Consider the following 26,241-nt stretch of genomic DNA (forward strand, 5'->3'; position numbering starts at 1 on the left):
TCTGTAAATTTTAGGTATTACCTGATAGTAAACCAATATTTATGCTGTATAATTGCCTAGGTCTTCCTCTGCTTATAGGCTGTTCTTCGCCTACTATTTCAGCTAAGTTTCCTTGTTCTAATTTGCTTAAAATTCTCCGTGCACTCCTCAATGTAACTCCGAATGCATACGATAAATCTAAAGCTGATATTGCACAACTTCCATAGCTTTGGCAAAAAGAGATAACTTTATTTAATGTTCCTACACTCAATCCAACCTCGTGAGCTAACTTTATTAAATCCGGATCATCTGAACGAATCGAATAACGTATTTGATAATTATTACCTATCGGTCCTGAAACATCTCCATCCTGCATCATAACGTAACAACTTCCAGCACCTTGAGACTTAGCTTTAGATAAAGCTTCTCGGGCTTTACTCTCAGCTTCGTTAGCAGATTTTCCAAATCCGATTCCAATATTCGCCTTTAAACCTAGACGATTAACAATCTCATCTAAGAATGGATATGCCCTAAAGTTATGAGTTGATTTTTCAATAACACCATGTGTAGTAACAAAAGTGATTTCATCTCTGTTTGACCAATTGAGAAGCGCTTGGATCTCTTCGCTATAGTCAATTAAAACCTGCTGCAGAGCAAGTTTTTTACGTTGGATTTCATACTCAGCAGAACTGCGTCTCATGGAAAAATCATCAACCCATATAATACCAATAGCGAGCTGGGTTTCACTTAATTGGGAACTTCTACCCTCTAATTCAACTCTTTGTAGACAATCTCTAATCGTGGATTTAGTCGGTATAATCCTATAACAAGGTACTCCTTGAGATACTAATTCATTGTACACAGATGCTACACATGTAAGTACAACGTCGACTTCTCGCTTTTTCCACAAATCATAATGAAACGCCATAATATCACTGGATGTAAGGTTGACTTGATATTCTTTGATAAATAACTGGTCAACTGATATTTCTAATTCATCAAGCCTATCTAAAATTTCTTCTTTTTTCAAAATATCAATACTGAGTCTGATGCTATGGTCTTTTCCTTTGTATCTGTTATCACGAAACATTTGAAAAAAGACACGATATAGGCTGGTCCCCGTATGAGGGAGATAAATCATAGGCTTTCTTACTTCTACTTGTTGGCGAGTTATCTCATATGGGATAGGTCCAGCAAATAGAAATACATCCGTTGTTTCGATATTTTGTTGTACAAGTTCTAATGTTTGACTTATATCTTGGTAACTGCATGCCTTTACATGTAACTCAGGAAAATTTTGAGATTCACCTATAATTTCTGAAATAAAGTCAAAAGGTGCGAGTAAAGTAACTTGAATTTTCATGTATCCTCCTTCCCGCTATAATTAACTGATTATTCATACTTTCATATTATGCTTATGAATAAATAAGGTCAATTTCCGTTAATAGACCTTATTTATTCATAATCTAATCAAAAAAAACGCTTATCTAGATCCACACAAGAAACTATGTGAATTAGATAAGCGTAGATTTGTATCATTAGTTCTGCATTACAAAATCAGTCTCCATCTTCTCGCCTTCTTCGAACACGCGCAAAATGTCATAATTCGTATTGCGCTGGGCGGGGATCTTGCCGGCTTCACGGATCAGGTCAAGAATATGGTTTGTGTTCACTTTGTACGTACAAGCTGCGGCCGAGACCACATTTTCTTCCATCATGGTCGAACCGAAGTCATTGCATCCGTACTGTAGGGAAAGCTTGCCGATATCCGGTCCCATCGTTACCCAGGAAGACTGAAAGTTCGGGATGTTATCGATCATCAAGCGGGAGATGGCAACATTTTTCAAATACTGCTCCGGCGTTTGCCGCTCGCCCTTCATGTTCGTATTATCCGGTTGGAACGTCCATGAAATAAATGCCAGGAAGCCAGGACCGCCGACAGCTTTCATCTCATCCTGCGCGTCACGTACGCGCAGCAGATGCAGGACACGTTCTTCCATCGATTCACCGAATCCGATAACCATTGTGGCGGTTGAAGACATGCCTACGCGATTCGCTGTTTTCATTACATCGATCCATTCCTGCCAAGATCCCTTCAGGCGGCTGATTTTTCTCCGTGTACGATCATCAAGAATCTCCGCCCCTGCTCCCGGCAATGAATCAAGTCCTGCTTCATGCAGAAGACGAATTGTCTCTTCTACTGATTTATTCGACACTTCAGCAATCTTAACGATTTCGGCTACAGACAACGAGTGCATCTGAATGGATGGAAAGCGCTGCTTAATTCCGCGCAGTAGATCTGTATAGTACGATAACGGCAGATTCGGATTGGTACCGCCCTGCATCAGAATCTCCGTTCCCTGCACATCAATTGTCTCCTGGATCTTTTGGTACACCTCTTCATTAGATAGAACATAGCCTTCCTTCGAGCCCGGTGCACGATAAAATGCGCAGAAGCGGCAATATGTGTCACACACGTTCGTATAATTAATGTTGCGTCCGATCACAAATGTCGTAATGGGCTCCGGATGCCACTTTTCCATTATTTTGTTTGCGTAATGGCCTAATTTCTCTATTTCATCGCTTTCATACAAACGAAGGCCATCTTCCAGTCCTAGCCGTTCACCCGCTAACGCCCGTTCTACTATTTGGTCAATCGCCACGGTATATCCCTCCAAACGTTACATTCACTCTCTCATGGTAACACAAAGCCCCCTGCTTGCCTACCATGCAGGGGGCGTACAAACGTATGGGTGATTATTCCGCAAAGCCAATTTCTTCATATACTTCCGGCTGCCAATGAATGACACAACGATCAAGCGGCAGATTAATCTCACGCATCCCGTTTGGCTTTCCATTGAAGTAAATCACTTCCGATAAGATCACACGGTTATCCTTGAGCTGCACTTCTCCCTGCATCCGCTGTACCGTTTGATCCATTCCATAAAATACAACTTCGCCTGTCCCAATTGTTTTCATTTCTTTATCCTCCCTGTAGGTACATATCTTCTCTATCTATTTGCTATTCTGGGATGCTTCGACGAAAGCCCGAATTTCTTCAGGTGAGAAGCGGGATAATACATCCTGCTTCAACTTTTGTTTTTCTTCCGCTGTTAATCCATCTGATACCATAGAACGGTACTGATTCATCTCAGAGACAGAAAAACGCTTCATCGCATAGCGTGCTGCTTCGCTGTTGTTTTCGAATTTTATACTTTTTTCTGCACTCTCGCCCTTTGCTTGGCCGCTTTCACTCTTATTTCCGGATGCTTCAGAGGAACCAGTCGCTTTTGCAATTTCAGCTTGAACAGCAGGATCTTTCGCAGCTTGCTCTACCTTAGCTTGGAAATCCTTATCTTCAATCATCTTTTTTATGGTTGGATCTTTCATGACCTCATCGGTTACTTTCTTCATCGTCTTATCCGCCGCGTAATCGAACGCGAATTTCGCGCCGACACCGAGCAGAACAAGGAGGGAGAGGCCTATGATCAGCAATTTCTTCATGTTCCATTCACCATACCTTCCTTATCGATTACATCTGTTAGCCGATTCTTCGATTCATGCCATTTACTTCATACGCCTGTGTATAATAACGAATACGCTCCATGACGCGCATCGCTTTTAGCTGCTCAATACCTGCCTTTTGTGAATAAGCCAAGTGTTCCTGTAATTCCTCATACGTATAATTCGATGTATACAGTACAGGCAAATTCTCACTGACACGGTATTGCAGGATGGCACCCAGAATTTCATCTCTGGCCCAGGGTGATAATGACTCTGCACCAATATCATCAAGAATAAGGACCGGCACCTCTTTGAGCACATTAATCTTCTCTTGTACTGTATTGTCGCCCAAAGCATCTTTAATTTCACGAAAAAAGTCAGGGGTATAGACCATCAGCGAGGCAATCCCCCGCTCCGCCAGTTTTTTGGCGGCAGCCCCCATTAAATAGCTTTTGCCAACACCAAATGGCCCGTAGAGATACAGCCCCTTTGTCCCTGGCTCCCCTGGATTCACATCCTTACAAAACTGAAGCAGACCCCGAATTGACTTAACCCGCTCCGCATCCATATCCAAGTCCGCAAACGAAGCGGATAAAATTTCTTTCGGAATGTGATGGGTACGAATCAACTTCTCCCGTTCTTTCTGCTGGCGGTCTAATACATACAGTCGACAGGGGGCATGTCGTACCTCAATGGATACTCCTGTCCAATCCATCATCGCCTGATGACCCTTCAATAAGTTCGGACAAGCATCCAAACCTGGACAGCGATTGCAGTGCTCCGCTTCCTCAATCGTTTGATTAATGCGTGATAACGAGCGGGCAATATGAGCGGTAGTAATTTCTGGATGCTGCTTACGCAGCTCGATTACCTCCGGCCTGCGGGCGATATCATCAACAATTTCATCAAATGAATATTTCCCGTTCAGCTTATATGAAGCAAGCAATTTATTCATCCGCTGCATACTCTCTCTCCCCCCTCTCTACTGCTTATTTTCTCCCATTGCTTCTAATAGCTCTTGAATTCGCCGTTTCTCCTCCTCATATTCAGGATTTGTCGACGAATCAGCTTTTCCTTGTCCACTCTTTTTCTCCTGCTGTTTGCGCTGACGTTCGAGCTGCGCAAGAATCAATGGCGGTATTTCATCTTTTCTTTTGCTTTTTACAGCAGATGTACGCTTTGAAGCGGTCTTCTTCTGCTCGCTTTCAGTCTTTTTATCAAAAAATAGCGTTTTTCCACTTTTACGTTCCAAATAAAACTGGCGTGCCTGACGCTTCGCTTCCTGAACGGTCTGGATATTATGCCGCTTCCAATGACCGGCAATTTTGTAGATAATGTCTTTAGGAAGCTGTCTGTCATATGCAAGCATCACATACTCAAGCAGCACGTTTACTACACCAGGCGGCAATTGATACTGCTCAAGCAGCTCCTCTACGATTTTCTGATCAGCAGGTGCAATCTTGCCCCCGCGCTGATAATATTCCATTAACTGCAGCGGTGAAAGGGACGCCAGCAGACGCGCATGATTTTCGGCTTCCGTGAGAAGATGCTCCTGTTCCTTCGCTTCCGTATCCGATTGGAACACAATCTCATCCCGTGCAGCAATCTTTGGTACTCGTCCATTTTCCCTGCTGTACCAATCCTTAACCCTGCGCCGCAATGCATTCAAATCCACTTCATCTTCCGGGATTACAACAGGCTCTTGCAGCAGACGTGCCATTGTTTCATTATCAAGCCCATACGTAAACGCAAGATTATCAAGTTCTGCCTGTACCGTCTTGGTCAGCACATTCTGCCGCTTCACCATTTTAGGAAGCGAAGCCACAAGAAACTCAAAATCAAGGCGCGAATCTGAATAACTCCGCACCGTCTTCTCATGCGGGTCAAACGATGGTAGAGACCCCTCTTCTTCCGTTGCCTGTAAAAACTGGTATGTCTCCGTTCCTTTCTCCACCTTCATCTCGCTTGGAGAAAGGTGATAAAACACCTCATCGAATGCTTTCGTAATCTTTGTGCGATTACCGGTTTGTATGCGTTGCTCTTCCCCTGCAAAGCGGCGTCTAAGCTTACGATAGAACTCCTTGCCAACCCGGTTGAGCAGCATGATACTCAGCGTATCATCCCGGAAGAATACATCTGGGGAATGCGGAGGCTGTAGCACATATTCCAACAAGCGCTCCTCCTCCGCATCAACCTGATACGCCTCCAATAGACCAATGGCTTCTAGCTGATGACGCGCTTTCATAATAACATCAAGCGGAGCTGCCATCGTCACCATCAATCCATAATGAAGCCCTTGAACAGGCGAAAAGTTGGCCAGCGAAAGGTTGTAAAACAGCGTCTGATAAAGTGCTATCGGCATCGTGCCGATAAGCGGTTGGTATAAGTGCAGTAAATATCCGATCTCCGCCTGGCTAATAGGCCGCTTCACACGGATAAGGTAAGGATCATTGGGTACGGTTTCTTGCCATCTCACCCGTATCACTTCCTATGCTCATCTTTCATTCATATCTATTATAGCATCGAGAATGCTACTCTTCACAATCCTGTGCTGTCTGCTCTAACGTCTCTATGCAAGCCGCAAGCTGCTCAAGCACCTCTTGCTTCTGCACAGAAGACAATGCTTGTGATTTCATAGAATGTCCCAGTCGTTCAGAGACCTGCAGCAGCTCAGCAAGCATGTCGTCTAAATCTCCCGGCAGCGCCTCATCCATCTTCGGCTGACTTAGAGCAGTCTGCGCAAGCGGCTCACCTAAGACGACCGTCTCCAAACGGTGCGGAACATAAGCGGAGCAGCCAAGGGCTGTCTCGACCGTTTCTGCAAAGCGTAGCGAAACTTCCTCTTCTCCATGCACAATGAAGATCTGCTTTGGCTTGCGGATAAATCCGGAAAGCCACTCCAGTAATCCTGCCAGATCTGCATGAGCTGAGAAACCTTCGATATTATGGATGTGGGCCGCTACATGAATATCTTCACCAAAAATCCGAACCCGCTTCGCTCCATCGACAATACGGCGACCAAGCGTTCCCTGTGCCTGATAGCCGACGAATACAATATGTGATTTGGTTCGCCATAGATGATGTTTCAGATGATGCTTGATTCTCCCGGCTTCACACATACCGCTTGAAGAGATGATGATTGAGCCGCTGACAACGCGATTAAGACGCTGTGACTCTTCGACGGATTCCACAAATTGCAGCCCTGGAAAAGACAGCGGATCTATTCCCTTACGCAAATATGCCTGGCTCTCTTCATCAAATACTTGTTGGTTGCGGCGGAATATACGCGTAGCTTCCACAGCAAGCGGGCTATCAATGAATACCGGCAGAGGTGCAATTTTTCCGTTATGCAGCATCTCTGATAGCTCATAAATAATCTCCTGCGTGCGGCCTACCGAAAAGGAAGGAATGATAATATTCCCTCCTTGCTTCTGAATTGTACGAACAATATCACCAAGCATCTCTGCTCGATCAATCCGCTCTCCGTGCATCCGATCTCCATAGGTCGATTCGACAAAAACATAATCCGCCTCTGCAACCAAAGCCGGATCTTTTACGATAGCCTGCTGCTTGCTTCCAAGATCTCCTGAGAAGACAAGCTTGCATGCTTCTTCGGTCGGAGATTTTACCCACATCTCAACAATTGCTGAGCCTAGGATATGGCCTGCATCCCGCATACGAATTTTCACACCCGGTACCACATCAACAATCTCGTCATATGGAACTCCATAAAATTGATGCAGTGTATTGCGGGCATCCTCTTCCGTATAGAGAGGCTTTATCTGCTGCCGCCCACGGCGACGACGTTTTCGATTATACCATTCAGCTTCTGTCTCTTGAATATGCCCGCTGTCCGGAAGCATAATCGAACAGAGATCAGCGGTGGAGTGCGTAGCAATGATCCGTCCTGTAAAACCTAATTTGCACAGCTTGGGCAGCAAGCCGCTATGATCAATGTGTGCATGCGTAAGCACAACCGCAGCTATTTCCGCCGGATTAAATATGAAATCTTGTTCATTCCACTCGATACGTTCATCATTACCCTGAAACATTCCACAATCGATTAGAATTTTATGCTGTTCTGTATCAAGCATATAGCAGGACCCAGTAACCGTTCTGGCGCCCCCAAGAAATTGTACCTTCATATTGTTGTGTCGCCTTCCTCTATATACTTCGGCTCTATTCTTTCTTTTTACTGTGCCGAATGAGATCTTCAAGTTCTTTTACAAATACGTTAATGTCCTTAAACTGGCGGTATACAGACGCAAAGCGAACATATGCCACCTCATCGACATCGTATAAGGCATTCATCACCAGCTCGCCTACATCCTTGCTCTGTACCTCAGCCTGACCGCTGTTGCGCAGATCACGCTCAATCTGATCAACAATGGTCTCTAACGTATCAAGAGCAACCGGCCTTTTTTCACAGGCGCGGATAATACCGCGCAGAATTTTATCACGGCTGAATTCCTCACGGGTACCGTCTTTTTTCACAACAAGCAGCGGCGTCTCCTCCACCATCTCAAATGTGGTGAATCTGCGGCCGCACTCTTCACACTCCCGGCGTCGCCGGATGGACTTGCTATCATTTACAGGACGCGAATCAAGCACCCGCGTTCCATTATGCGCACAATATGGACAACGCATCTCATCAACCCCACTCCATTGCGTACTTTTCCCTAGTTTGTCCCAGAAAAGAGCGAACGTCAAGTAGCAAAAGAAAGAGAGAAGCAGCATGCTGTTTCTTTTCTCTTCCATGCGATTTCATAAAGAAACGAGACAGCCCATTCTCAGGCTGTCTCGCTCTTCATTCGTTATGTCTAAACGGTTACACGGTTACTTCTACTTTTTTTTTCGCCTGGGCGGCAGCAGATACGTGCTTAGCAAGGTCAAGGACACGGCAGGAGTAGCCCCACTCGTTATCATACCAAGCAAGAACCTTCACTTGCTTCTCACCCATTACCATTGTAGACAGACCGTCTACGATAGAAGAATTCTCATCTCCGTTGAAGTCTGAGGAAACAAGTGGCTCGTCCGTATAGCCAAGAATACCTTTCATACTGCCTTCGCTCGCTTCACGCAGCGCGCGATTTACTTCTTCTACGGTTACGTTCTTCTTAAGATTTACAACCAGATCGACTACCGATACATTCGGCGTTGGTACGCGAAGGGAGAAGCCGTTCAGCTTGCCCTGCAGTTGTGGAAGCACGCGGGCTACCGCACGTGCAGCACCTGTTGTTGTCGGGATAATCGCTTGTGCACATGCACGCGCTCTGCGCAGATCTTTGTGCGGGTTATCCAGGTTCTTCTGATCATTTGTATAAGAATGCACGGTCGTCATCATGCCGTACTCGATACCAAATACTTCATCTAGCACTTTAGCTACTGGAGCCAAGCAATTTGTTGTGCAAGATGCATTGGAGATAATATTGTGTGCATTATAATCATACGTTTCGTCGTTAACGCCCATGACGATCGTTACGTCTTCATCTTTACCTGGAGCTGTAATCACAACTTTTTTCGCACCGGCTTTAATATGTTTACCTGCGCCTTCTTGATCGCGGAACTTGCCTGTTGCTTCGATTACGATTTCTACATCAAGTTCCTTCCAAGGAAGATTTGCCGGATCACGGTCAGACACTACCTTTGTAGCCTTGCCGTTTACGATGATCAAGTCCTCTTTTGTTTCTACTTTATCTGAAATGTTCCCATGAATTGTGTCATACTTAATGAGATGTGCAAGTGTCTCAACAGGATAGCTGGCGTTAATCGCCACCACTTCCACTTCCGGATCGTTCATTGCTTTGCGGAATACCATCCGTCCAATTCGTCCAAATCCATTAATGGCAATTCGTGTCGTCATTAATATGTTCTCCTCCCCGGATATGTTCCATACTATTACATACACTTATTATAATAAGTATGACACTTTTTTCAATAGACTAATGTGAATTTATTATTTTCAGACTATTGCTTTGTACTTCGATAAGACAAGATTAGGTGCAATAACCTTATTTTTTCTCGTTTTTTCTCTTTCATTCATTACTAATAAAAAACCCACAGTCTAGGTTATAAACTGTGGGAAAAGTGTTATACACGCTTAATGTAACGGACTGAATTCATCAGCATAGATCTTTTCATACCGCTGTTTATAATATAATGCCCGCTGAACATAGTGTCGCGTTTCACCAAATGGGATCTGTGACAAATGCTCCGACGTACCGTCCCATATCCCTTGCTGGATCCATTTCTTCACATTGCCTGGACCGGCATTATATGCTGCAATAACCGCATATGGATTGCCATGGAACATCTCAGATAGAAAAGATACATACCATGTTCCAAGAAGAATATTCGTATCCGGCTCGTCCAAGTATTCGGTAGCCATTGGTGAGAGCTTCGTTTTCTCTATGGCCCATTGTGCCGTCATCGGCATAACCTGCATCAATCCTACTGCGCCTTTTTTTGATACACGGCTTTTATCGAACTTGGATTCAATTTGAATAATCGCCATAACCAAATATGGATCTACATCATATTGCTGTGATGATTTACTGATCTGTTCTTTATAGTATACCGGATACATCGCTTTCCATGTAACGGGCGCATCCAACAACAGGAAAACCGCCAGCAAGCATAGAAAAAAAATCGTATTTCTCCGCCTGAATCGTCTCATCCCCAACTCCTTGTCGTGCAGTATCGTTTATCCGTGTGTACCGACTTATTTACTCAGCAGCTTTGCAACGAGCTCATCGACCTGCCGCTCTGTTTCCGTAAGTGTCCCGCTGTTATCGATAACGTAATCAGCTCGCAGCTTTTTCTCTTCTATTGAAAGCTGTGAAGCAATACGGCGTTCCGCTTCCTGTTGATCAAACCCGTTTCTTTGTATCAAACGCTCAAGCTGCTGTGCTTCCGTGCAGTATACAACAATGACCTGCTCTACCATATGTTCAAGCTTCGATTCATATAACAGAGGAATATCGAGTACGATCAGCGCTATGCCTTCGGCTTGCGCTTCTTCTGTAAGCTGCCGCATACTTCCGCGTATAGCAGGATGCACGATTGCGTTCAAATCAAGCCTTGCCCTCTCATCAGAAAAAACAATCGAGCCTAGCTGCACCCGATCCAGCTCCTCAGTAGGAAGCAAGATGTCTCGTCCAAATCGTTCTACAATAAGAGACCAGGCGGTATCACCTGGCCGCACAACTTCACGCGCAATAATATCAGCGTCTATGATCCGGGCATCACGTTCCGCAAGCATGCGTGATACTGTGCTCTTGCCGCAGGCGATACCGCCCGTCAGGCCAACCACCATATCTATATCAACTCGCTCTCACATCATTTTAAAAACACCGCATAAAATCAAAAGAATGCCCGGCAAATACGTCATCCGCTTGAGCCAGCCAACCTCAGAATACTTAAATCCAAGTCCAAGTCCGAAAAGAATAAACAGGCAGCTTACGCCACCGATCACCAATGCGGTCACCCAAGGTTCGTATCCAATGATGGCAGCCCCAATCCCGGCACCAAACGCATCAAGGGATAATGCAGCTCCGAGAAACATGGCCTCTACACCAGAAATGGTCCCGGAACGGTCAATATCTGCATCAGTAGGCCGCTTTAAAATCTGTATGACAAGACCAAGAGATTTAATCTCAAAAGCTACAAGCGACGTTGACTCCCTGCTCGCCCGTACCTGCTCTATCCTCTCCTCCTGACACGACTCTTTAGGACGTGCATTATACATCGCCCATAAGCCAATACCGATCAGAATCACGCCCCCTACATAATGCGTAGCGGCAGGGGATAAGAAATACGCCAGCCATTTACCGATATACATTGAAGCAAGAATCACCAGTGCCGAACACGTAGTGATGATAATAACAGACCATAAGGGAATTTTGATGCGCCGCATACCATACGTGACGCCCACACCAAATCCATCAAGACTAACTGCAAAGGCCAATGCCAGAAGCGAAAACACATGCAGCACCCTTCTTCCTCCTTCTCCACACATCGCCCTTCTCTTACTCGTACTTCGTGGGCGTTTGGTACAGTATATGAGAAGAAGAAAAAGGGGTGCGCTTTACTTGCGCGGCTGGCAGTTCGGACAGGTATGCGTACCGCGTCCGCCAACGACGGATCTCTCAATTGGAGCGCCGCATATAAAACACGCCTCTCCTGTGCGTCCATAAGCACGCAGCGTATGCTGGAAGCTTCCGGATTCGCCTTGTCCATTCACATACGATTTAATGGACGAGCCGCCCAAGGAAATGGATTGCTGCAATATATCAACAATCGCATGATAAAGCTTCTGCCATTGCTCATCCGTTAGCTCGCTCGGCGCCTTCTCCGGGTGGATTCCCGCCTGAAACAAAGCTTCGTCTACATATATATTGCCGAGTCCAACAATGATTTCCTGATTCAGTAGCAACGGCTTAATTTTGCTGCGCCGGTGCTGTAGCCGTTCCTTCAATACGCTAGGTGAGAAAGCTGCATCCAATGGCTCGGGACCAAGCTTATGCAGCGGAGGTCCCGCTAATTCTTGTCCCCGTTCAAAAAGATGCATCGTACCGAATGTACGCACATCCTTGTAACGCAACTCAGATCCGTCTGTAAAGCGGAAGATTACATGCGTATGTTTCTCCACTTCATCCTCTATGTGATATAAGCCGTATCTCCCTTCCATCCGCAGATGAGAGACAAGTACGACATCATCTAAGTAAAACAACAGAAACTTCCCACGTCGACCAATTTTTTGTATCGACTGCCCCTTCAAAAGCTCAATAAATTGCATCGTATCATCCGGGGCTTTAATTAACCGCGGCAGACTAACGATGACATCAGCAATAGTCTTGCCCGCCACCAACTGATTCAGCGTGCGCCTGACCGTCTCCACTTCCGGCAATTCCGGCATCGTAGGCTCTCTCCTTTATTACTATTACTTAGCTTCGTACCAGCTCTTACCGTAATTAACATCCACTTTAAGGGGTACATCAAGTGAAAGTGCATGTTCCATTACATCCGGTACGAGCTTGCACATTGTCTCTAGCTCATGTTCTGGTACTTCAAAAATCAATTCATCATGTACCTGTAGAAGCATCCGGCTCTCAAGCTTCTCTTCTTCTATCCGCTGTGCCATCGTCACCATTGCAAGCTTGATAATATCAGCAGCCGTTCCTTGAATGGGAGTATTCATCGCCGTACGCTCAGCAAAACTCCGCAGGTTGAAGTTGCGGCTATTAATATCGGGAAGATATCGACGACGATTCAGCATGGTCGTCACGTACCCTTTTTTCCGCGCTTCTAGCACACTTTGATCCATGTATCGCCTAACTCCTTCAAAAACAAAGAAGTAGCGTTCAATAAACTCAGCCGCCTGCTTCCGGGTTATATTCAGATTTTGTGAAAGACCGTAATCGCTAATACCATATACAATCCCGAAGTTTACCGCTTTAGCCTGACGGCGCATCAATGAGGTAACTTCATCCTCTTCTACACCAAAGACATCCATCGCTGTACGTGTATGAACATCCATGTTCTTCTGGAAGGAATCCATTAAGTTCGCATCCTGTGAAATATGGGCCAGAATACGAAGTTCAATCTGCGAGTAATCCGCTGCCATAATGAACCAATCCGGTCTAGAAGGCACGAATGCCTGGCGAATTCTGCGTCCTTCTTCTAGACGAATCGGGATATTCTGCAGATTCGGCTCTGTGCTGCTTAAGCGTCCGGTCGCTGTTACCGCCTGGTTGAATGAAGTATGAATCTTGCCTGTTTCCGTGCGAATTTCTTTTTTCAGTCCTTCAATATAGGTCGACTGAAGCTTACCCAACTGTCGGAATTCTAGAATAAGCGGGATAATCTCATGAGATTGCTCTAGCTTCTCCAATACATCAGCACTTGTCGAATAGCCTGTTTTTGTTTTTTTAATGACAGGCAACTGCAGCTTATCAAATAAAATCTCACCCAGTTGCTTCGGTGAATTAATGTTAAATTCTGTACCCGCTAAGCGATGAATCTGCTCTGTCAGCCCCTCAAGCTTCTCTGTAAGCTCTGCTCCAATCTCATCAAGGCGGCTCTTATCTACCTGCACGCCGCATGTTTCCATCTCTCCAAGCACAGTGGCAAGCGGCAATTCGAGATCATACAGAAGTTCATGAACCCCTTCTTCCTTCATTGTCGCATCCAGCTTGGCATGCAGACGGGCTAATGTGTCCGCCTTGCGCACAATATGCGGTCCAAGAATCGAGACATCCGGAATCATACGCTTTGCCCCTTTTCCGTAGACTATATCATCGGAAGCAAGGCGCATACCATACCGTTCCGCAATGTCGCATAGGCGGTGGTTTGTTTCTGAAGGATTACTAAGGTATGATGCAAGCAGCGCATCAAAAGTAATGCCCTCAAGCTGAATATTCTTCCAAGCAAGCGCCACCTGACTGCGCTTGGCATCATATACCCACTTCTGTTGTGTAGAATCCGCCATCCAGGCAGAAAGCGCCGGCCACCCTACTTGATCGAATGGCACATACAGACGCGTGGATTCATTGGCAAGCCCAATCGCATGAATGGGTGCTCCATGATAATTCTCCGCATCCACTTCCACCATGACAGCCATCGGTGATGTAAGCTTATCCGCCCATTCATCACGATTCTCTTCTGTAATGGTAACAAATACGATCTCTTCCTCCTCTAGGCCATCCAATGAACCTGCTTCCGCAGAATCTAGGCCGAGACGCTCTAGCAGGGATTTGAAGGCGAACCTCTCTAGCACGGGAATCACTTTTTCTCTTTCATACGGATGATGTACTGTATCTTCAAGCGTTACCTCTATTGGAGCGCTGCGCAGAATGGTGGCCAAATCCTTACTCATACGCGCATCATCAGCATGCGCTTCGATTTTCTCCTGCAGCTTCTTCCCCTTTACTTCAGAGACATGCTCAAGCACAGATTCAACTGAATGGAATTCATGCAGAAGCTTAAGCGCTGTCTTCTCTCCGACACCCGGAATACCTGGAATATTATCGGATGTGTCACCCATTAATCCTTTCAGGTCGATAATCTGAGCGGGAGTCAGTCCATACTTTGCTTCGATTTCTTGCGGGGAATACAGTTCAACTTCACTGATGCCTTTGCGTGTCAGTGCAACTTGCGTCTTATCTGACACCAACTGAAGCATGTCTTTATCACCGGATACAATCAGCGTGGTAAATCCGTCCGCTTCAGCATGGGCCGAAAGTGTGCCGATGATATCGTCTGCCTCGTAACCGTTCAGCTCGTAGTGTTTTACATTAAAGGAATCAAGTAATTCCTTAATAAGAGGGAACTGCGCGGACAGTTCGCCCGGCGTCTTCATCCGCTTGCCTTTGTATTCTTTGTACTCTTGTGTGCGGAACGTTACCTTTCCTGCGTCGAATGCGACCAGCAGATGGGTAGGCTTCTCTTCTTCAAGCATACGCAATAGCATTGTAGTAAATCCGTACACAGCGTTCGTATATAAACCTTCATCCGTCGTCAGAAGGGGAAGCGCATAAAAAGCGCGGTTAGCAATGCTGTTTCCGTCCAAAATCATTAACTTTTTTTCCATTTATATTCCACGCCCTATCTTTCCCGTAATATAAGCATTTACGTTTTCATCATACCATAAAATAAGGCACTGCCCCAAAGGAGACAGTGCCTTAAAACTCGACAAAATACACCATATGATGCACAGTCAAACCGTGCAGGACCTTTCTTAGTAGCTGCCTTTATATAATCGCTTAATTACTTCTGGACATTTATAAATGGAATCGCACCGCCTGTCGTGCTTGGAAGCTTACCATCCCACTTCTCAATCGCCTGCTGCTGTGCTTCAATCTCACGAAGTCTTACAAGCTCAGGTGTAACTTCCTGCTTCTGTAAACGAAGGGATTCTGCTGTAGCTTGTGCTTTAGTAATCGTCTGCTCTTTTTCGATTTTGATCCGCTCTAGATCAAGCTTGGACTTCAGCGCCTGCTGCTCCGCAATCTGCTTCTGCTCGATCGCACGGTTGAATTCATCACTGAATTTAAATTCTGTAATGTTAATTTCATCAAGCATCATACTATACGTACCTAATTTTTTATTCAAAATCTCTTTTACCTGCTGACTTACTTCCGAGCGCTTAGAGATGAGCTGTTCTGCTGTATAACGTGCTGTTACTGCTTTTAAAGACTCTCCAATAGCCGGATCGACGATTCTTGCTTTATAATCCATCCCAATATTTTGATAGAGCTTATTTACACTGGAAGGATCAATGTGAAAGTTAACCGCCATGTTCGTTGTTACGATCTGCAGATCTTTAGACGCAGCCGATGCATTGCTCTCCGCCTTCTGTACACGTACCTCTATCTGCACGATTTCCTGAATAAACGGAATCTTAAAGTGCATGCCTTCTTCTAACACTTTAGGCTTGACCGCACCGAGCTGCACAACGACGCCGCGATGACCGGATTGGACAACAGTAAATGATTCGAATGCTAAAATGACGAGAATTACGATAGGAACAATGAACTTAAGAATTTTGCCCATGTTTACGTTCGGTGTTCCCATCTTCACTACATTATCTCCCATATTTTTTCCCCCTTATCAATGTCTTTCTAAGTAATACGGAGCAGTCTATATAAAAGTTTCTTTTTTTCACTTTTGTGACGAGTAAACATTGTAAAACTCAAAATTTTTATTTACCATTAACATATTACTATACATACAGGAGAGAAATCATGAAAGATCAACCTGCCTTTTCCCCTTATCTTGCTTTGCTGATTGCGACCATCGCTGTCTCTACATCAGCCATTCTAGTCAAATTATCAGCGGCGCCTGCCGCTGTCATTGCCACCTACCGGCTACTGTTTACTGTACTGCTTATGCTTCCGTTCATTGCATGGAAGCACCTTGGCGAGCTTTCACAAATTTCTAAGCGTGATTGGATTTTCTCTTCCCTTGCTGGCGTCTTCCTGGCTTTGCATTTTCTTCTATGGTTTGAGTCGTTGAATTACACATCTGTAGCAAGTTCTGTCATTCTGGTGACTCTGCAGCCATTATTCTCCTTCATCGGTGCCTACTTGTTTTTTAAGGAACGGGTATCTCCGGCTGGAATAATAGGAGGACTGATTGCCATAGGAGGCAGCATGTTTATCGGTTGGAGTGATTTTCGGATCGGTGGAACAGCGCTGTTCGGAGATATTCTAGCTCTGCTTGGTGCAGCGGCGGTGACAGGCTACTGGCTGTTTGGGCAGAGCATACGCAAACGTCTCTCTCTTATGATATATACGTTTGTGGTCTATACAATCAGCACAGTTTTTTTGCTTATGTATGTTCTTATTCAAAAAATCCCGCTGTTTCCATATGGAGGCGAGGAGTGGATTATTTTCATCGGCCTAGCCATCTTTCCTACACTGCTCGGTCATTCGGTGTTCAATTGGACCATCAAGTGGCTTAGTGCTAATACAGTGTCCATGGCGATTCTCGGTGAGCCGATTGGTGCTGCAATTCTTGCTTATTTTATTCTGAGCGAAAAAATAACAGCCCCCCAAACACTCGGAACGGCTGTCATCTTATGCGGAATTTATTTGTTTATGCGCTTTAGCCATCCTACAAAAGCTAAGACAATCCAGGAAACAGATCACTCTGGTATCTAGGCAGCACAATGGTAAATGTCGTACCATGGCCCTCTTCACTTTCTACGTGGATCATGCCGTGGTGCGACTCAACAAGGTGCTTAACGATAGCAAGTCCTAAGCCTGTGCCTCCCGAATCCCTAGAACGGGCTTTATCTACACGATAAAAACGTTCGAAAATTCGCGGTAAGTGCTCTGCCGGAATACCAATTCCTGTATCGGCAATCACCAATTCGACGCTTTTCTCATCCTTTTCATGTAGCGTAATCGTCACTTCTCCGTTATCCGGTGTATAATTGATCGCATTGCTTACAAGATTAAGAATGATTTGCTGCACACGATCCTTATCCCCTTCCAAGACAACTTCTTTTTCAGCCGGAGGATAAATCGTAATATTCTTGGCTCGTGCTTCTTCGCGAACGATGCGCACCGTCTCTTTAATTACTTTGCTTATATTAATTTCTTCGACCTTCAGCGGCATCCGTTTCTGCTCAATTTTCGACAAATCAAGAATATCGGTAATGAGACGATTCAACCGATCACTTTCTTCATTAATAATGGTAAGGAATGAACGACTCACTTCCAAATCCTCTAGCGCACCATCAAGCAGCGTTTCTGCGAACCCTTTGATGGAGGTAATCGGTGTTTTAAGCTCGTGGGAGACGTTGGCGACGAACTCACTGCGCATCTTCTCTAAACGGCGTATGGCAGTAATATCGTGCAGCAATATAATTACACCTTTAATCTCGCCCTGTTCATTCATATAAGCACCAAGATTGGCATCAATGATATGCTCACCCGGATAGTATATGTGAATTTCGTCGCGAATCTTCTCTCCGGTTTCTAAGCAGCGGTCAATCATATGACTAATTCCCGAGTTTTTAGTGACCTCTGTATGTATATGACCGAGAAAGTCTTTTGCATCATAGCCAAGCAGCTGCTCTGCTGCCGTATTCATCATGATGAGGCGTCGCGAATCGCTGACCAGCATCATGCCGCTGAACATATTGTTCAAGATGCTTTCAAGCCGTTTCTCATTCTCTTGAATGGCAGACATTTGTTGTTCTAAGCTGACCGCCATATAATTAATCGCCTTTGCCAGCTGTCCAATTTCGCCTTTGGCATTTGTCCGAATACGATTTTTGAATTCTTTACGCGTAATGCCTCGTGCTACACGGGTAATTTCTTCGATTGGTTGCGTGATGCTGCGGGTAATACGCGTACTAATAAAACCAAAAATTAAAAGCAGCAACACAAGCACACCGGCAAGACTAACCCAAAGATTGCGCACGGTTTCCTGTATGCGTGTAATCGTAATAGAGACGCGAACAACACCAGCAACCTTCTCATATTTTTTCAGCGGAACAGCTACATAAAGCATATCAAAATTCAGCGTCGTACTATGTCGAATCGATTGCCCTATGCCGCTTTCTAGTGCTGCACGAATCTCCGGACGATTGGCGTGATTGGGAAGTGTCTTCGGATCATGATCCGTATCCGCCATTACAACACCGGCCTGATCCGTTACCGTAATGCGCGCTCCTATTTCCTGGGAAAAACGCTGCATCCGCTGCTGCAATACATCCGGCTTATTCAAAAGGTCTCCGTATAGTACATCATCAGAAATAATCTGTGCCTCTTTCATCAACCGCTCTTCCAATACATCAACATAGGTGGACTGCAGCATTTTAGCGAAGTAAAAGCCCAGCAAAAGAAGCAGCACGCCAATGATTAATACGAAAATAAAGTTGAGGCGAATGCGGAATCTTTGCATGCTAGCCCTCTAATTTGTATCCTAGTCCACGTACTGTTTTGATATACTTCGGCTGCTTGGTATCTTCTTCAATCTTTTCGCGCAGATGGCTAATATGCACATCTACAATACGGGAGTCTCCTACAAAATCATAATTCCATACCGCGTTCAACAGTTGATCACGCGTCATTACACGTCCCGGATGACTTGCCATATATTGCAGAAGTTCAAATTCCTTCGGCGTTAGTTCAAGTCGGTTTTCATTGAAAAATACTTCATATTTCTCTGGGTAAATAACAAGCTTGCCAATTGTCAGAACCTGCTCGTCCGATGTAGAATCCGCCAACTCCTGCTGACCGCTGCGGCGCAGAATCGCTTTCACTCGGGCGACTACTTCGCGCGGACTAAACGGTTTTGTCATATAATCATCGGCCCCAAGCTCTAGTCCTAGGATTTTATCGAATTCTTCGTCTTTGGCTGTCAGCATAAGAATGGGTGTATTTATTTTCTCCATCCGCAGCTTCTTGCACACTTCCATGCCATCCATACCCGGCAGCATAATATCAAGAACGATCAAATCCGGCCTCTCCTGTTCTGCTACCTTCACCGCTGTTGGACCATCAGCGGCTTTTATAACATCAAACCCCGCCTTTTTTAAATTAAACTCCAACAATGTTACAATGGACTGTTCATCATCTACTACTAGAATTTTTTTCACTCGCCACACCCTTATTTCTTAAATTTTTGCAGTTCTGCTTTCGATTGCTGAATCAGATCATCAGATTGTTTCAATAATTGATCAGCCTTCTGCTCAAATTTTTTATCTCGTAAGTCATAGAATTTGAACAATTCATCATGTGCTTCCATCTTTTTCTCTATTCCTTTGAGCAGCGTATCTTTAGCTGATTCCATTTCCTTTGGTACCGCTGAAGCAAACAAATCATCGTGCATAGATTGAAGCGTGTTACGTCCCTGGTCAACAGCATTCATAATTTTAGTGCTCTTCATGCCTTTGGAAGCTTCGTTCCTTACATCCGTTAGCACCTTACTGGAATTATCAATTCCTTGAAATGCGGCATCCGATTTTGCTAAAAATTCTTTCTTGTAATACTCTAAATCTTCCTGGCTGGCCGAGCACCCCCCGAGTAGCAGTAGTACAGCAGCAAAGATAAACGCTGCAAATGTTTTTTTGTTTAGCATACTATATCCCTCCGAAGATATCATACCCTATAGCAAAAAGCAGGCGCAAGATAGCCATGCTTTATTTCCATAAGAAAAGCCCGAACAAAAACGTTCGGGCTCTACAACGATATAGTTCTATTTGAGAACAGCCATTACGCTGCGAACAGCGTTAGCGGATTTATCCAATTGTGCTTTCTCCTCAGCAGTAAGCTCAAGCTCGTATACTTTTTCAATACCATCTTTTCCAAGCATTGTTGGTACACCAAGATAGATGTCATTGTAGCCGTACTCCCCTTCCAAATATGCGATCGAAGGAAGAATACGTTTTTGGTCTTTAAGAATTGCTTCTGCCATTTCAACCAGTGAAGCAGCCGGTGCATAGTATGCGGAACCGTTACCCAGCAGGTTTACGATTTCAGCACCACCGTTACGTGTGCGATCCACAATTTCATCCAGACGTTCTTTTGGAATCAATGTCTCAAGCGGAATACCGCCAGCATACGAGTAACGAACAAGCGGAACCATGGTATCGCCATGACCACCAAGTACAAAGCCTGTTACGTCTTTAACAGATACATTCAGCTCCATTGCTACGAATGTGCGGAAACGAGCTGTATCCAGTACGCCGGATTGTCCGATGACGCGGTGCTTCGGGAAACCTGTTGTTTTGAAGAGTGTATATGTCATCGCATCTACCGGGTTGGACAGGACAAGAATTGTGCTGTTTGGTGCGTATGTTTTAATTTGCTCACCAACAGATTTCATGATGCCAGCATTTGTGTTAACCAGATCATCACGGCTCATGCCAGGCTTGCGGGCGATACCGGCAGTTACGATTACAAGATCTGCATCTTTAATGTCCTCATAGCTTGATGTGCCGATAACGCGAGCGTCAAATCCTTGTACCGGACCTGCTTCTGCCATGTCCAAAGCTTTCCCCTTTGTAGGGCTTTCCATTTGCGGGATGTCCACAAGAATAACATCGCCCAGCTCTTTTTGTGCCAGCAGAAATGCAGTAGTAGCTCCGGTAAAGCCAGAACCGATAACAGCAACTTTTTTACGATCGAAAGACATAAGTGGTTCCCTCCAGGTTGAAATGGTTTATATACGCAGCTTTACCATGCAAAAGCATGCTAAACATATAAGGAAAGGGAAACGTATGCACAGCCTTGATAGCACCATGCATGCGTTGCCCTATAAAAAACACATTGTTGTATTACATATTCTTAATCAATGCATCGCCGAACTCAGAACACTTCAGTTCAGTCGCGCCTTCCATCAGGCGAGCAAAATCATACGTAACCTCTTTGGAGGCAATTGTTTTCTCGATGGAACCAATGAGCAGATCGGCTGCCTCTGTCCATCCAAGATGACGAAGCATCATTTCGCCAGATAGGATAACGGAAGACGGGTTCACTTTATCAAGACCTGCATATTTCGGTGCTGTACCATGTGTTGCTTCGAAGATCGCACGTCCAGTGTCATAGTTAATGTTAGCTCCTGGTGCGATACCGATACCGCCTACTTGCGCAGCCAGTGCATCGGATACATAGTCACCGTTCAGGTTCAGGGTAGCTACAACATCATATTCAGCAGGACGAGTCAGGATTTGCTGCAAGAACGCATCCGCAATGGAGTCCTTCACGATAAGCTTGCCAGCTTCCTCTGCTTCTGCCTGTGCTTTGTTAGCAGCATCCTTGCCCTGTTCTTCAACGATACGGTCATACTGCGCCCATGTGAATACTTTATCGCCGAATTCTTTCTCAGCTAGTTCATAACCCCAGCTCTTGAATGCACCTTCAGTAAACTTCATGATGTTGCCTTTGTGTACAAGTGTCACGCTTTTGCGTTTGTTGTCGAGCGCATACTGAATGGCAGCGCGAACAAGACGGCTAGTTCCTTCTTTAGAAACCGGCTTAACACCAATACCTGAGGTTTCCGGGAAGCGGATCTTGTTAACACCCATCTCATTTTTTAGGAATTCGATGACTTTTTTCACTTCATCGCTGCCTTCTTGCCACTCAATACCCGCATAAATATCTTCCGTATTTTCACGGAAAATAACCATATTTGTGTATTCAGGATGCTTTACAGGAGAAGGCACACCTTGGAAATATTGTACTGGTCTTACGCATGCGTACAGGTCAAGTTCCTGACGCAGTGCTACGTTAATGGAGCGAATACCGCCGCCAACCGGCGTAGTCAGAGGACCTTTGATTGCTACTAGGTATTCATTGACCGCTGTCAGCGTGTCTTTCGGAAGCCATTCGCCATACTTGTTGAAAGATTTCTCACCAGCATACACTTCATACCATGCGATCTTTTTCTCGCCATTGTACGCTTTTTCAACAGCCGCATCGAGAACGCGAACCGAAGCGTTCCAGATATCAGGACCTGTACCGTCCCCTTCAATGTAAGGAACGATTGGATTATTTGGAACATTGAGTGTACCCGTGCTGTCAACCGTAATCTTCTCTCCATGTGTAGGCATTTCATACTTTTCGAAAATAGACACCTTGTACCCCTCCCAAAATATGTATTACAACGTGCGGGGATATCCCCAACTGCACAATATAATTGAATATAGGAAAGGGGATACCTACTGTAACCCCTCACCTAAACTTATTTATGTGTATTAGCGCTCGTCAACTGGAACATAATGAGTATTTACCGGGCCAACATATTCGGCTCGCGGACGGATGAGACGATTGTTATCATACTGTTCAAGAATGTGAGCTGTCCATCCAGACATACGGCTAATCGCAAATATTGGCGTAAACAGATCGCGTGGAATACCCAGGCTGTGATAAACAGAAGCGGAATAGAAGTCTACATTCGGCTTCAGTCCTTTTTCTGATGTTACGATCTCATCGATTTTCACAGACATTTCATACCACTGCGGTTGACCTGTAATACCCGTTAATTTTTCGGACATTTTGCACAGGTGCTTCGCACGTGGGTCGCCATCTTTGTATACACGGTGGCCGAAGCCCATGATTTTTACTTTTTGTGCAAGCTTTTCACCAATATAGCTTTCCACGTTTGCTGGATCTTTAATCTCTTCAAGCATCGCCATTACAGCTTCATTGGCCCCGCCATGCAGCGGTCCTTTTAAGGCGCCGAGTGCAGATGTAATGCCGGAATAAATGTCAGATAGAGTGGCTACTGTAACACGAGCTGCAAATGTAGATGCATTAAGCTCATGATCAGCATGCAGCACAAGTGCCGTATCAAGTGCATCGATTGCGATTTGATCCGGTTCTTCTCCATTCAGCATATAAAGGAAATTTTGTGCTAATCCGTAGTCTTGGCGCGGAGCTATAACTTCTTTTCCTTGGCGAAGGCGATGGTAAGCCGCTACGATAGTCGCCACTTTTGCCTGCAGACGTGTAGCTTTACGCAAGTTAGCTTCTCTAGACATATCCTGCGCTTCCGGATCATATAAAGCCAGTGCAGATATTGCAGTACGCAGAACAGCCATTGGGTGATTGCCATCCGGGCTTGTCTTTAACAGCGCAATCACATCTTCAGGAATTGCAGCGTTTTCAGCTATCTCTTTCTTAAGCTGAGCCAGTTCATCGGCTTTTGGCAGGCGTCCGTGCCACAGCAGATACACCACTTCTTCAAATGAAGCGTTTTCTGCAAGCTCGTCAATGTTGATGCCCGCATATGTAAGCACTCCATCGATAATGGAACTGATGGAAGACTGAGTAGCTACAATACCTTCTAATCCTTTTGCTGACATAGTACTATCTCTCCTTTATCCCTAAAATTTATCTGTCGGACGTTCTTTCGAAGATATCCTCCGTCTTTTCAGGGAGCCATAAAGGCATAAAAAAAAGAGAGAGGATACTTCTATGGTTTCAGAAATAATTATAGAATATTTCATTTGGTTTGTGAATGTTTCTTAAAAAAAATGTGAAATATTCCACAACGTACACAAAATCTTGCTTTTTTGTCCACAATTATCATAACCTAAAATTGAAAATTACGAAAGTGCTAATCCTGTTCGATCATAACAGAGGAGGTTGAAATGAACACACTACTGCTGTATCACCGGGTATTCCAAGTACTGCGCTTTCTCCTTATCATTGGGGGTATTTATATTGCGTATAAGCTTGTGTTTTTTCTTACCCCATTATTGTATCCGTTTCTTATCGGTTTCATCATCGCGTACGTCATTAATCGTCCGGTAGATCTGCTTGAGCAGCGAGCACGCTGGCCACGTTGGCTTTCGGTAAGTCTGGTGCTCTCCATTGTCATTTTGGTACTAGTCGGCATCGTTACTGTAGTTGTAGCACAAGTGATCATTGAGATCGGTAAGTTACTTGAAATGCTGCCAATCTACATTGACCAGCTTTCCAATTACGCCAAAAATTCCCTATCAAGAAGTCTGCAATCGAGTCTGTATGACCGCTTTGTTAATTTGTACAGCTCGCTCGATGCCAGCTTCAAAGAAAAGATACAGGAAAATGTGGGAAAGGCAATGACTAGAATTGCTCAGGCAGGCACAAATATTACCAAAACCTTTCTCGGGGGAATTAGCAATCTGCTAAGCTCCATCCCGAATACCGCTACTGTATTGGTGATTTCTGTGCTATCAGCATTTTTTATTAGCAAGGACTATCATAAGATCGGAGCGAAAACCAAAAGTACGATACCGGCTGAATTCGTACAAAAGGGAGCTCGCGTAGCAGAAGATTTACGCAAGGCGCTTCTTGGCTTTATCAAAGCGCAATTCACATTAATCTCAATCACTGCTACCATTGTTATCATCGGTCTGCTTATTATGGGCGTACCGTATGCCGTATCGATCGGGCTTCTTACCGGGTTGGTGGATTTAATGCCGTATTTAGGCACAGGCGCTGTCTTCGTCCCATGGATCACTTATGCAATTTTTGCAGGTGATTTTCGCTTAGCGATTGGACTTGGCATTCTTTATGCGATTGTCATTGTCCAGCGGCAGATTATGGAGCCCAAGATCGTAGCGAACAATGTGGGCCTTGATCCACTACTTACACTCATTGCCCTATTTGTCGGCCTAAAACTGTTCGGCTTCCTCGGCCTGATTCTCGGTCCGGTTCTTCTTGTCGTCATCAATGCACTGCGCAGTGCTGGAGTGTTCCGTGATGCATGGCTGTTTATTAAAGGCACGCCGCCAGTATAGAAAGCACAAAAAAGGGGCTGTCCGAAAAGGGCAAATTCCCTCCAATTTAAAAATCAAGAACACTGATACATCAACGTTCTTGAACATAAAAAGGGGCGTCCAAAAGTCAAAAAATCGACTTTCTGGACAGCCCCTTTTTACATTTATTCGTTAGAAACGATTAAAACGGTTGAACGTAAACACATTTAGTTGTCCGGTCTGAATTCGCTTGTGCAGCCATCGTTTGAAAAATAGCTTAACAATGCTGCGAGTGTACGGAATCAATAAGAAAAAACCAAGAAAATCAGAAAAAAAGCCGGGTGTTAGGAGGAGAAGGCCACCAGCAAAGACACAGATACCATCCAGCAGTGCTTCACCGGGTATTTGACCACGATTGAGTTGCATTTGGGCTAACTGAAATATCTGCAGCCCTTGGCGCTTTGCAAGCCAGGCACCCGCTACTCCGGTAAAAACACACAGCAGCAAGGTAGGAATCCAGCCGATTCCATTTCCTGCAGCTATCAAAAGCCATATCTCCAGTATAGGAACCACGAGCAATACAACAAGTAAAATACGCATCATGTCTTCTCCTCCTTTCTCCTACCATTCATATTGTTTCATCATCTCATACAATTCAGGCATCTGCTTCTTAAGACGCACAGGCTTTAGATCCGTCGATGTCCAGACATGGTGCGTCTCACCTGAGGCTAGAAGATCGTGTTCCGGTAGCCGCAGTGCTTCATATCCAAGCTGTAGCCGAACACCTTCACAATGAATTACCTTCGTGCGAATCATGATTTCATCATCATATCGAGCTGATTTTTTATATTTGACGTTAGCCTCTGTTACGGGAAGCATAAATCCTAAGTCCTCAAACCTTCGATATGAGAATCCCATTTGCCGGATCATCTCTGTTCTGCCGACTTCAAACCAAATTAAGTAATTGGCATGATAGGCAACCTGCATCTGATCGGTTTCCTGGTAGCGAACCCGCACCGTTGTCTCAAACCATTTCCCCTGCTGCTCCATTGCTATAC

At 45.0% G+C, this 26,241-nt stretch carries 25 protein-coding genes; 2 read left to right on the forward strand and 23 right to left on the reverse strand.

Annotated elements, in window-relative coordinates; genetic code table 11:
* Nucleotides 1–10 precede the first annotated feature (10 nt).
* The 15 genes from AB3351_RS11830 to AB3351_RS11900 all read right to left on the reverse strand — a co-directional run bounded on the left by AB3351_RS11830 (nucleotide 11) and on the right by AB3351_RS11900 (nucleotide 16,077).
* Complete coding sequence (locus tag AB3351_RS11830) at nucleotides 11–1,342, reverse strand: helix-turn-helix domain-containing protein (RefSeq protein WP_371147354.1); 1,332 nt, start codon at nucleotides 1,340–1,342, stop codon at nucleotides 11–13.
* Nucleotides 1,343–1,517: 175 nt separating this feature from the next.
* Entirely contained in the window at nucleotides 1,518–2,642 is a 1,125-nt protein-coding gene (gene mqnC / locus AB3351_RS11835) for a cyclic dehypoxanthinyl futalosine synthase (RefSeq protein WP_371147355.1), read from the reverse strand.
* Between the two features lie 94 nt (nucleotides 2,643–2,736).
* Nucleotides 2,737–2,958, reverse strand: a complete 222-nt coding sequence (locus tag AB3351_RS11840) for a hypothetical protein (protein ID WP_371147356.1) — start codon at nucleotides 2,956–2,958, stop codon at nucleotides 2,737–2,739.
* Nucleotides 2,959–2,994: 36 nt separating this feature from the next.
* Nucleotides 2,995–3,483 carry a hypothetical protein gene (locus tag AB3351_RS11845; protein ID WP_371147357.1) on the reverse strand — a complete coding sequence of 163 codons (489 nt, stop codon included), beginning with the start codon at nucleotides 3,481–3,483 and terminating at the stop codon, nucleotides 2,995–2,997.
* A gap of 37 nt (nucleotides 3,484–3,520) precedes the next feature.
* Entirely contained in the window at nucleotides 3,521–4,447 is a 927-nt protein-coding gene (gene dnaI, locus AB3351_RS11850) for a primosomal protein DnaI (protein WP_371147358.1), read from the reverse strand.
* Between the two features lie 18 nt (nucleotides 4,448–4,465).
* On the reverse strand, nucleotides 4,466–5,959 hold the full coding sequence (locus AB3351_RS11855) for a replication initiation and membrane attachment family protein (RefSeq protein ID WP_371147359.1): 1,494 nt from the start codon (nucleotides 5,957–5,959) through the stop codon (nucleotides 4,466–4,468).
* A 55-nt stretch (nucleotides 5,960–6,014) separates the two neighbouring features.
* Nucleotides 6,015–7,628: an MBL fold metallo-hydrolase RNA specificity domain-containing protein gene (locus tag AB3351_RS11860; protein WP_371147360.1), complete on the reverse strand. Its 1,614-nt coding sequence runs from the start codon at nucleotides 7,626–7,628 to the stop codon at nucleotides 6,015–6,017.
* A gap of 34 nt (nucleotides 7,629–7,662) precedes the next feature.
* Nucleotides 7,663–8,130, reverse strand: coding sequence for a transcriptional regulator NrdR (gene nrdR, locus AB3351_RS11865; RefSeq protein ID WP_371147361.1), 468 nt, complete (start codon nucleotides 8,128–8,130; stop codon nucleotides 7,663–7,665).
* A gap of 181 nt (nucleotides 8,131–8,311) precedes the next feature.
* Entirely contained in the window at nucleotides 8,312–9,346 is a 1,035-nt protein-coding gene (locus tag AB3351_RS11870; protein WP_371147362.1) for a glyceraldehyde-3-phosphate dehydrogenase, read from the reverse strand.
* A 237-nt stretch (nucleotides 9,347–9,583) separates the two neighbouring features.
* Nucleotides 9,584–10,159, reverse strand: coding sequence for a lytic transglycosylase domain-containing protein (locus tag AB3351_RS11875; protein ID WP_371147363.1), 576 nt, complete (start codon nucleotides 10,157–10,159; stop codon nucleotides 9,584–9,586).
* 45 nt (nucleotides 10,160–10,204) lie between these two features.
* Nucleotides 10,205–10,798, reverse strand: coding sequence for a dephospho-CoA kinase (coaE, locus tag AB3351_RS11880; RefSeq protein WP_371147364.1), 594 nt, complete (start codon nucleotides 10,796–10,798; stop codon nucleotides 10,205–10,207).
* Nucleotides 10,799–10,816: 18 nt separating this feature from the next.
* Entirely contained in the window at nucleotides 10,817–11,476 is a 660-nt protein-coding gene (gene ytaF, locus AB3351_RS11885) for a sporulation membrane protein YtaF (RefSeq protein WP_371147365.1), read from the reverse strand.
* A 93-nt stretch (nucleotides 11,477–11,569) separates the two neighbouring features.
* Nucleotides 11,570–12,400, reverse strand: a complete 831-nt coding sequence (mutM, locus tag AB3351_RS11890) for a DNA-formamidopyrimidine glycosylase (RefSeq protein WP_371147366.1) — start codon at nucleotides 12,398–12,400, stop codon at nucleotides 11,570–11,572.
* Between the two features lie 24 nt (nucleotides 12,401–12,424).
* Entirely contained in the window at nucleotides 12,425–15,073 is a 2,649-nt protein-coding gene (gene polA / locus AB3351_RS11895; RefSeq protein WP_371147367.1) for a DNA polymerase I, read from the reverse strand.
* A 176-nt stretch (nucleotides 15,074–15,249) separates the two neighbouring features.
* A complete protein-coding gene (locus AB3351_RS11900) occupies nucleotides 15,250–16,077 on the reverse strand; it encodes a prohibitin family protein (protein WP_371147368.1) in 828 nt (275 codons plus the stop codon).
* A gap of 149 nt (nucleotides 16,078–16,226) precedes the next feature.
* Here AB3351_RS11900 and AB3351_RS11905 point away from each other — a divergent pair, with 149 nt between their 5' ends.
* Nucleotides 16,227–17,144: a DMT family transporter gene (locus tag AB3351_RS11905; protein WP_371147369.1), complete on the forward strand. Its 918-nt coding sequence runs from the start codon at nucleotides 16,227–16,229 to the stop codon at nucleotides 17,142–17,144.
* On the opposite strand, the gene pnpS is transcribed toward AB3351_RS11905, so the two are convergent.
* The 6 genes from pnpS to citZ form a co-directional block, all read right to left on the reverse strand.
* On the reverse strand, nucleotides 17,107–18,897 hold the full coding sequence (gene pnpS / locus AB3351_RS11910; RefSeq protein WP_371147370.1) for a two-component system histidine kinase PnpS: 1,791 nt from the start codon (nucleotides 18,895–18,897) through the stop codon (nucleotides 17,107–17,109). The two genes, AB3351_RS11905 and pnpS, sit on opposite strands and share 38 nt — an antisense overlap.
* Nucleotide 18,898: 1 nt before the next feature.
* On the reverse strand, nucleotides 18,899–19,594 hold the full coding sequence (locus AB3351_RS11915) for a winged helix-turn-helix domain-containing protein (RefSeq protein WP_371147371.1): 696 nt from the start codon (nucleotides 19,592–19,594) through the stop codon (nucleotides 18,899–18,901).
* 11 nt (nucleotides 19,595–19,605) lie between these two features.
* Nucleotides 19,606–20,076: a hypothetical protein gene (locus AB3351_RS11920; protein ID WP_371147372.1), complete on the reverse strand. Its 471-nt coding sequence runs from the start codon at nucleotides 20,074–20,076 to the stop codon at nucleotides 19,606–19,608.
* Between the two features lie 117 nt (nucleotides 20,077–20,193).
* Entirely contained in the window at nucleotides 20,194–21,132 is a 939-nt protein-coding gene (gene mdh, locus AB3351_RS11925) for a malate dehydrogenase (RefSeq protein WP_371147373.1), read from the reverse strand.
* A 142-nt stretch (nucleotides 21,133–21,274) separates the two neighbouring features.
* On the reverse strand, nucleotides 21,275–22,549 hold the full coding sequence (gene icd, locus AB3351_RS11930) for an NADP-dependent isocitrate dehydrogenase (protein ID WP_371147470.1): 1,275 nt from the start codon (nucleotides 22,547–22,549) through the stop codon (nucleotides 21,275–21,277).
* A 144-nt stretch (nucleotides 22,550–22,693) separates the two neighbouring features.
* Entirely contained in the window at nucleotides 22,694–23,803 is a 1,110-nt protein-coding gene (gene citZ, locus AB3351_RS11935; protein ID WP_371147374.1) for a citrate synthase, read from the reverse strand.
* 288 nt (nucleotides 23,804–24,091) lie between these two features.
* Here citZ and ytvI point away from each other — a divergent pair, with 288 nt between their 5' ends.
* Entirely contained in the window at nucleotides 24,092–25,225 is a 1,134-nt protein-coding gene (ytvI, locus tag AB3351_RS11940; RefSeq protein ID WP_371147375.1) for a sporulation integral membrane protein YtvI, read from the forward strand.
* A 150-nt stretch (nucleotides 25,226–25,375) separates the two neighbouring features.
* Here the strand turns inward: ytvI and AB3351_RS11945 are convergent, their stop codons facing one another.
* Both AB3351_RS11945 and AB3351_RS11950 read right to left on the reverse strand, forming a co-directional pair.
* Nucleotides 25,376–25,786 carry an FxsA family protein gene (locus AB3351_RS11945; RefSeq protein WP_371147376.1) on the reverse strand — a complete coding sequence of 137 codons (411 nt, stop codon included), beginning with the start codon at nucleotides 25,784–25,786 and terminating at the stop codon, nucleotides 25,376–25,378.
* A gap of 18 nt (nucleotides 25,787–25,804) precedes the next feature.
* Entirely contained in the window at nucleotides 25,805–26,233 is a 429-nt protein-coding gene (locus AB3351_RS11950) for an acyl-CoA thioesterase (RefSeq protein WP_371147377.1), read from the reverse strand.
* Nucleotides 26,234–26,241 lie beyond the last annotated feature (8 nt).

This window comes from Aneurinibacillus sp. REN35, from assembly GCF_041379945.2.
Taxonomy (GTDB): Bacteria; Bacillota; Bacilli; order Aneurinibacillales; family Aneurinibacillaceae; genus Aneurinibacillus.

Excerpts from the sequence above, each read along its gene's own strand:
- mutM (WP_371147366.1), bottom strand. The coding sequence starts at position 12,400 with ATGCCGGAATTGCCGGAAGTGGAGACGGTCAGGCGCACGCTGAATCAG.
- AB3351_RS11900 (WP_371147368.1), bottom strand. The coding sequence starts at position 16,077 with ATGGGAGATAATGTAGTGAAGATGGGAACACCGAACGTAAACATGGGC.
- AB3351_RS11905 (WP_371147369.1), top strand. The coding sequence starts at position 16,227 with ATGAAAGATCAACCTGCCTTTTCCCCTTATCTTGCTTTGCTGATTGCG.
- pnpS (WP_371147370.1), bottom strand. The coding sequence starts at position 18,897 with ATGCAAAGATTCCGCATTCGCCTCAACTTTATTTTCGTATTAATCATT.
- coaE (WP_371147364.1), bottom strand. The coding sequence starts at position 10,798 with ATGGTGGTTGGCCTGACGGGCGGTATCGCCTGCGGCAAGAGCACAGTA.
- AB3351_RS11830 (WP_371147354.1), bottom strand. The coding sequence starts at position 1,342 with ATGAAAATTCAAGTTACTTTACTCGCACCTTTTGACTTTATTTCAGAA.
- icd (WP_371147470.1), bottom strand. The coding sequence starts at position 22,549 with ATGCCTACACATGGAGAGAAGATTACGGTTGACAGCACGGGTACACTC.
- nrdR (WP_371147361.1), bottom strand. The coding sequence starts at position 8,130 with ATGCGTTGTCCATATTGTGCGCATAATGGAACGCGGGTGCTTGATTCG.
- AB3351_RS11860 (WP_371147360.1), bottom strand. The coding sequence starts at position 7,628 with ATGAAGGTACAATTTCTTGGGGGCGCCAGAACGGTTACTGGGTCCTGC.
- AB3351_RS11920 (WP_371147372.1), bottom strand. The coding sequence starts at position 20,076 with ATGCTAAACAAAAAAACATTTGCAGCGTTTATCTTTGCTGCTGTACTA.
- AB3351_RS11840 (WP_371147356.1), bottom strand. The coding sequence starts at position 2,958 with ATGAAAACAATTGGGACAGGCGAAGTTGTATTTTATGGAATGGATCAA.
- AB3351_RS11845 (WP_371147357.1), bottom strand. The coding sequence starts at position 3,483 with ATGAAGAAATTGCTGATCATAGGCCTCTCCCTCCTTGTTCTGCTCGGT.
- AB3351_RS11870 (WP_371147362.1), bottom strand. The coding sequence starts at position 9,346 with ATGACGACACGAATTGCCATTAATGGATTTGGACGAATTGGACGGATG.
- dnaI (WP_371147358.1), bottom strand. The coding sequence starts at position 4,447 with ATGCAGCGGATGAATAAATTGCTTGCTTCATATAAGCTGAACGGGAAA.
- citZ (WP_371147374.1), bottom strand. The coding sequence starts at position 23,803 with ATGTCAGCAAAAGGATTAGAAGGTATTGTAGCTACTCAGTCTTCCATC.
- polA (WP_371147367.1), bottom strand. The coding sequence starts at position 15,073 with ATGGAAAAAAAGTTAATGATTTTGGACGGAAACAGCATTGCTAACCGC.
- AB3351_RS11875 (WP_371147363.1), bottom strand. The coding sequence starts at position 10,159 with ATGAGACGATTCAGGCGGAGAAATACGATTTTTTTTCTATGCTTGCTG.
- AB3351_RS11950 (WP_371147377.1), bottom strand. The coding sequence starts at position 26,233 with ATGGAGCAGCAGGGGAAATGGTTTGAGACAACGGTGCGGGTTCGCTAC.
- AB3351_RS11945 (WP_371147376.1), bottom strand. The coding sequence starts at position 25,786 with ATGATGCGTATTTTACTTGTTGTATTGCTCGTGGTTCCTATACTGGAG.
- ytvI (WP_371147375.1), top strand. The coding sequence starts at position 24,092 with ATGAACACACTACTGCTGTATCACCGGGTATTCCAAGTACTGCGCTTT.
- mdh (WP_371147373.1), bottom strand. The coding sequence starts at position 21,132 with ATGTCTTTCGATCGTAAAAAAGTTGCTGTTATCGGTTCTGGCTTTACC.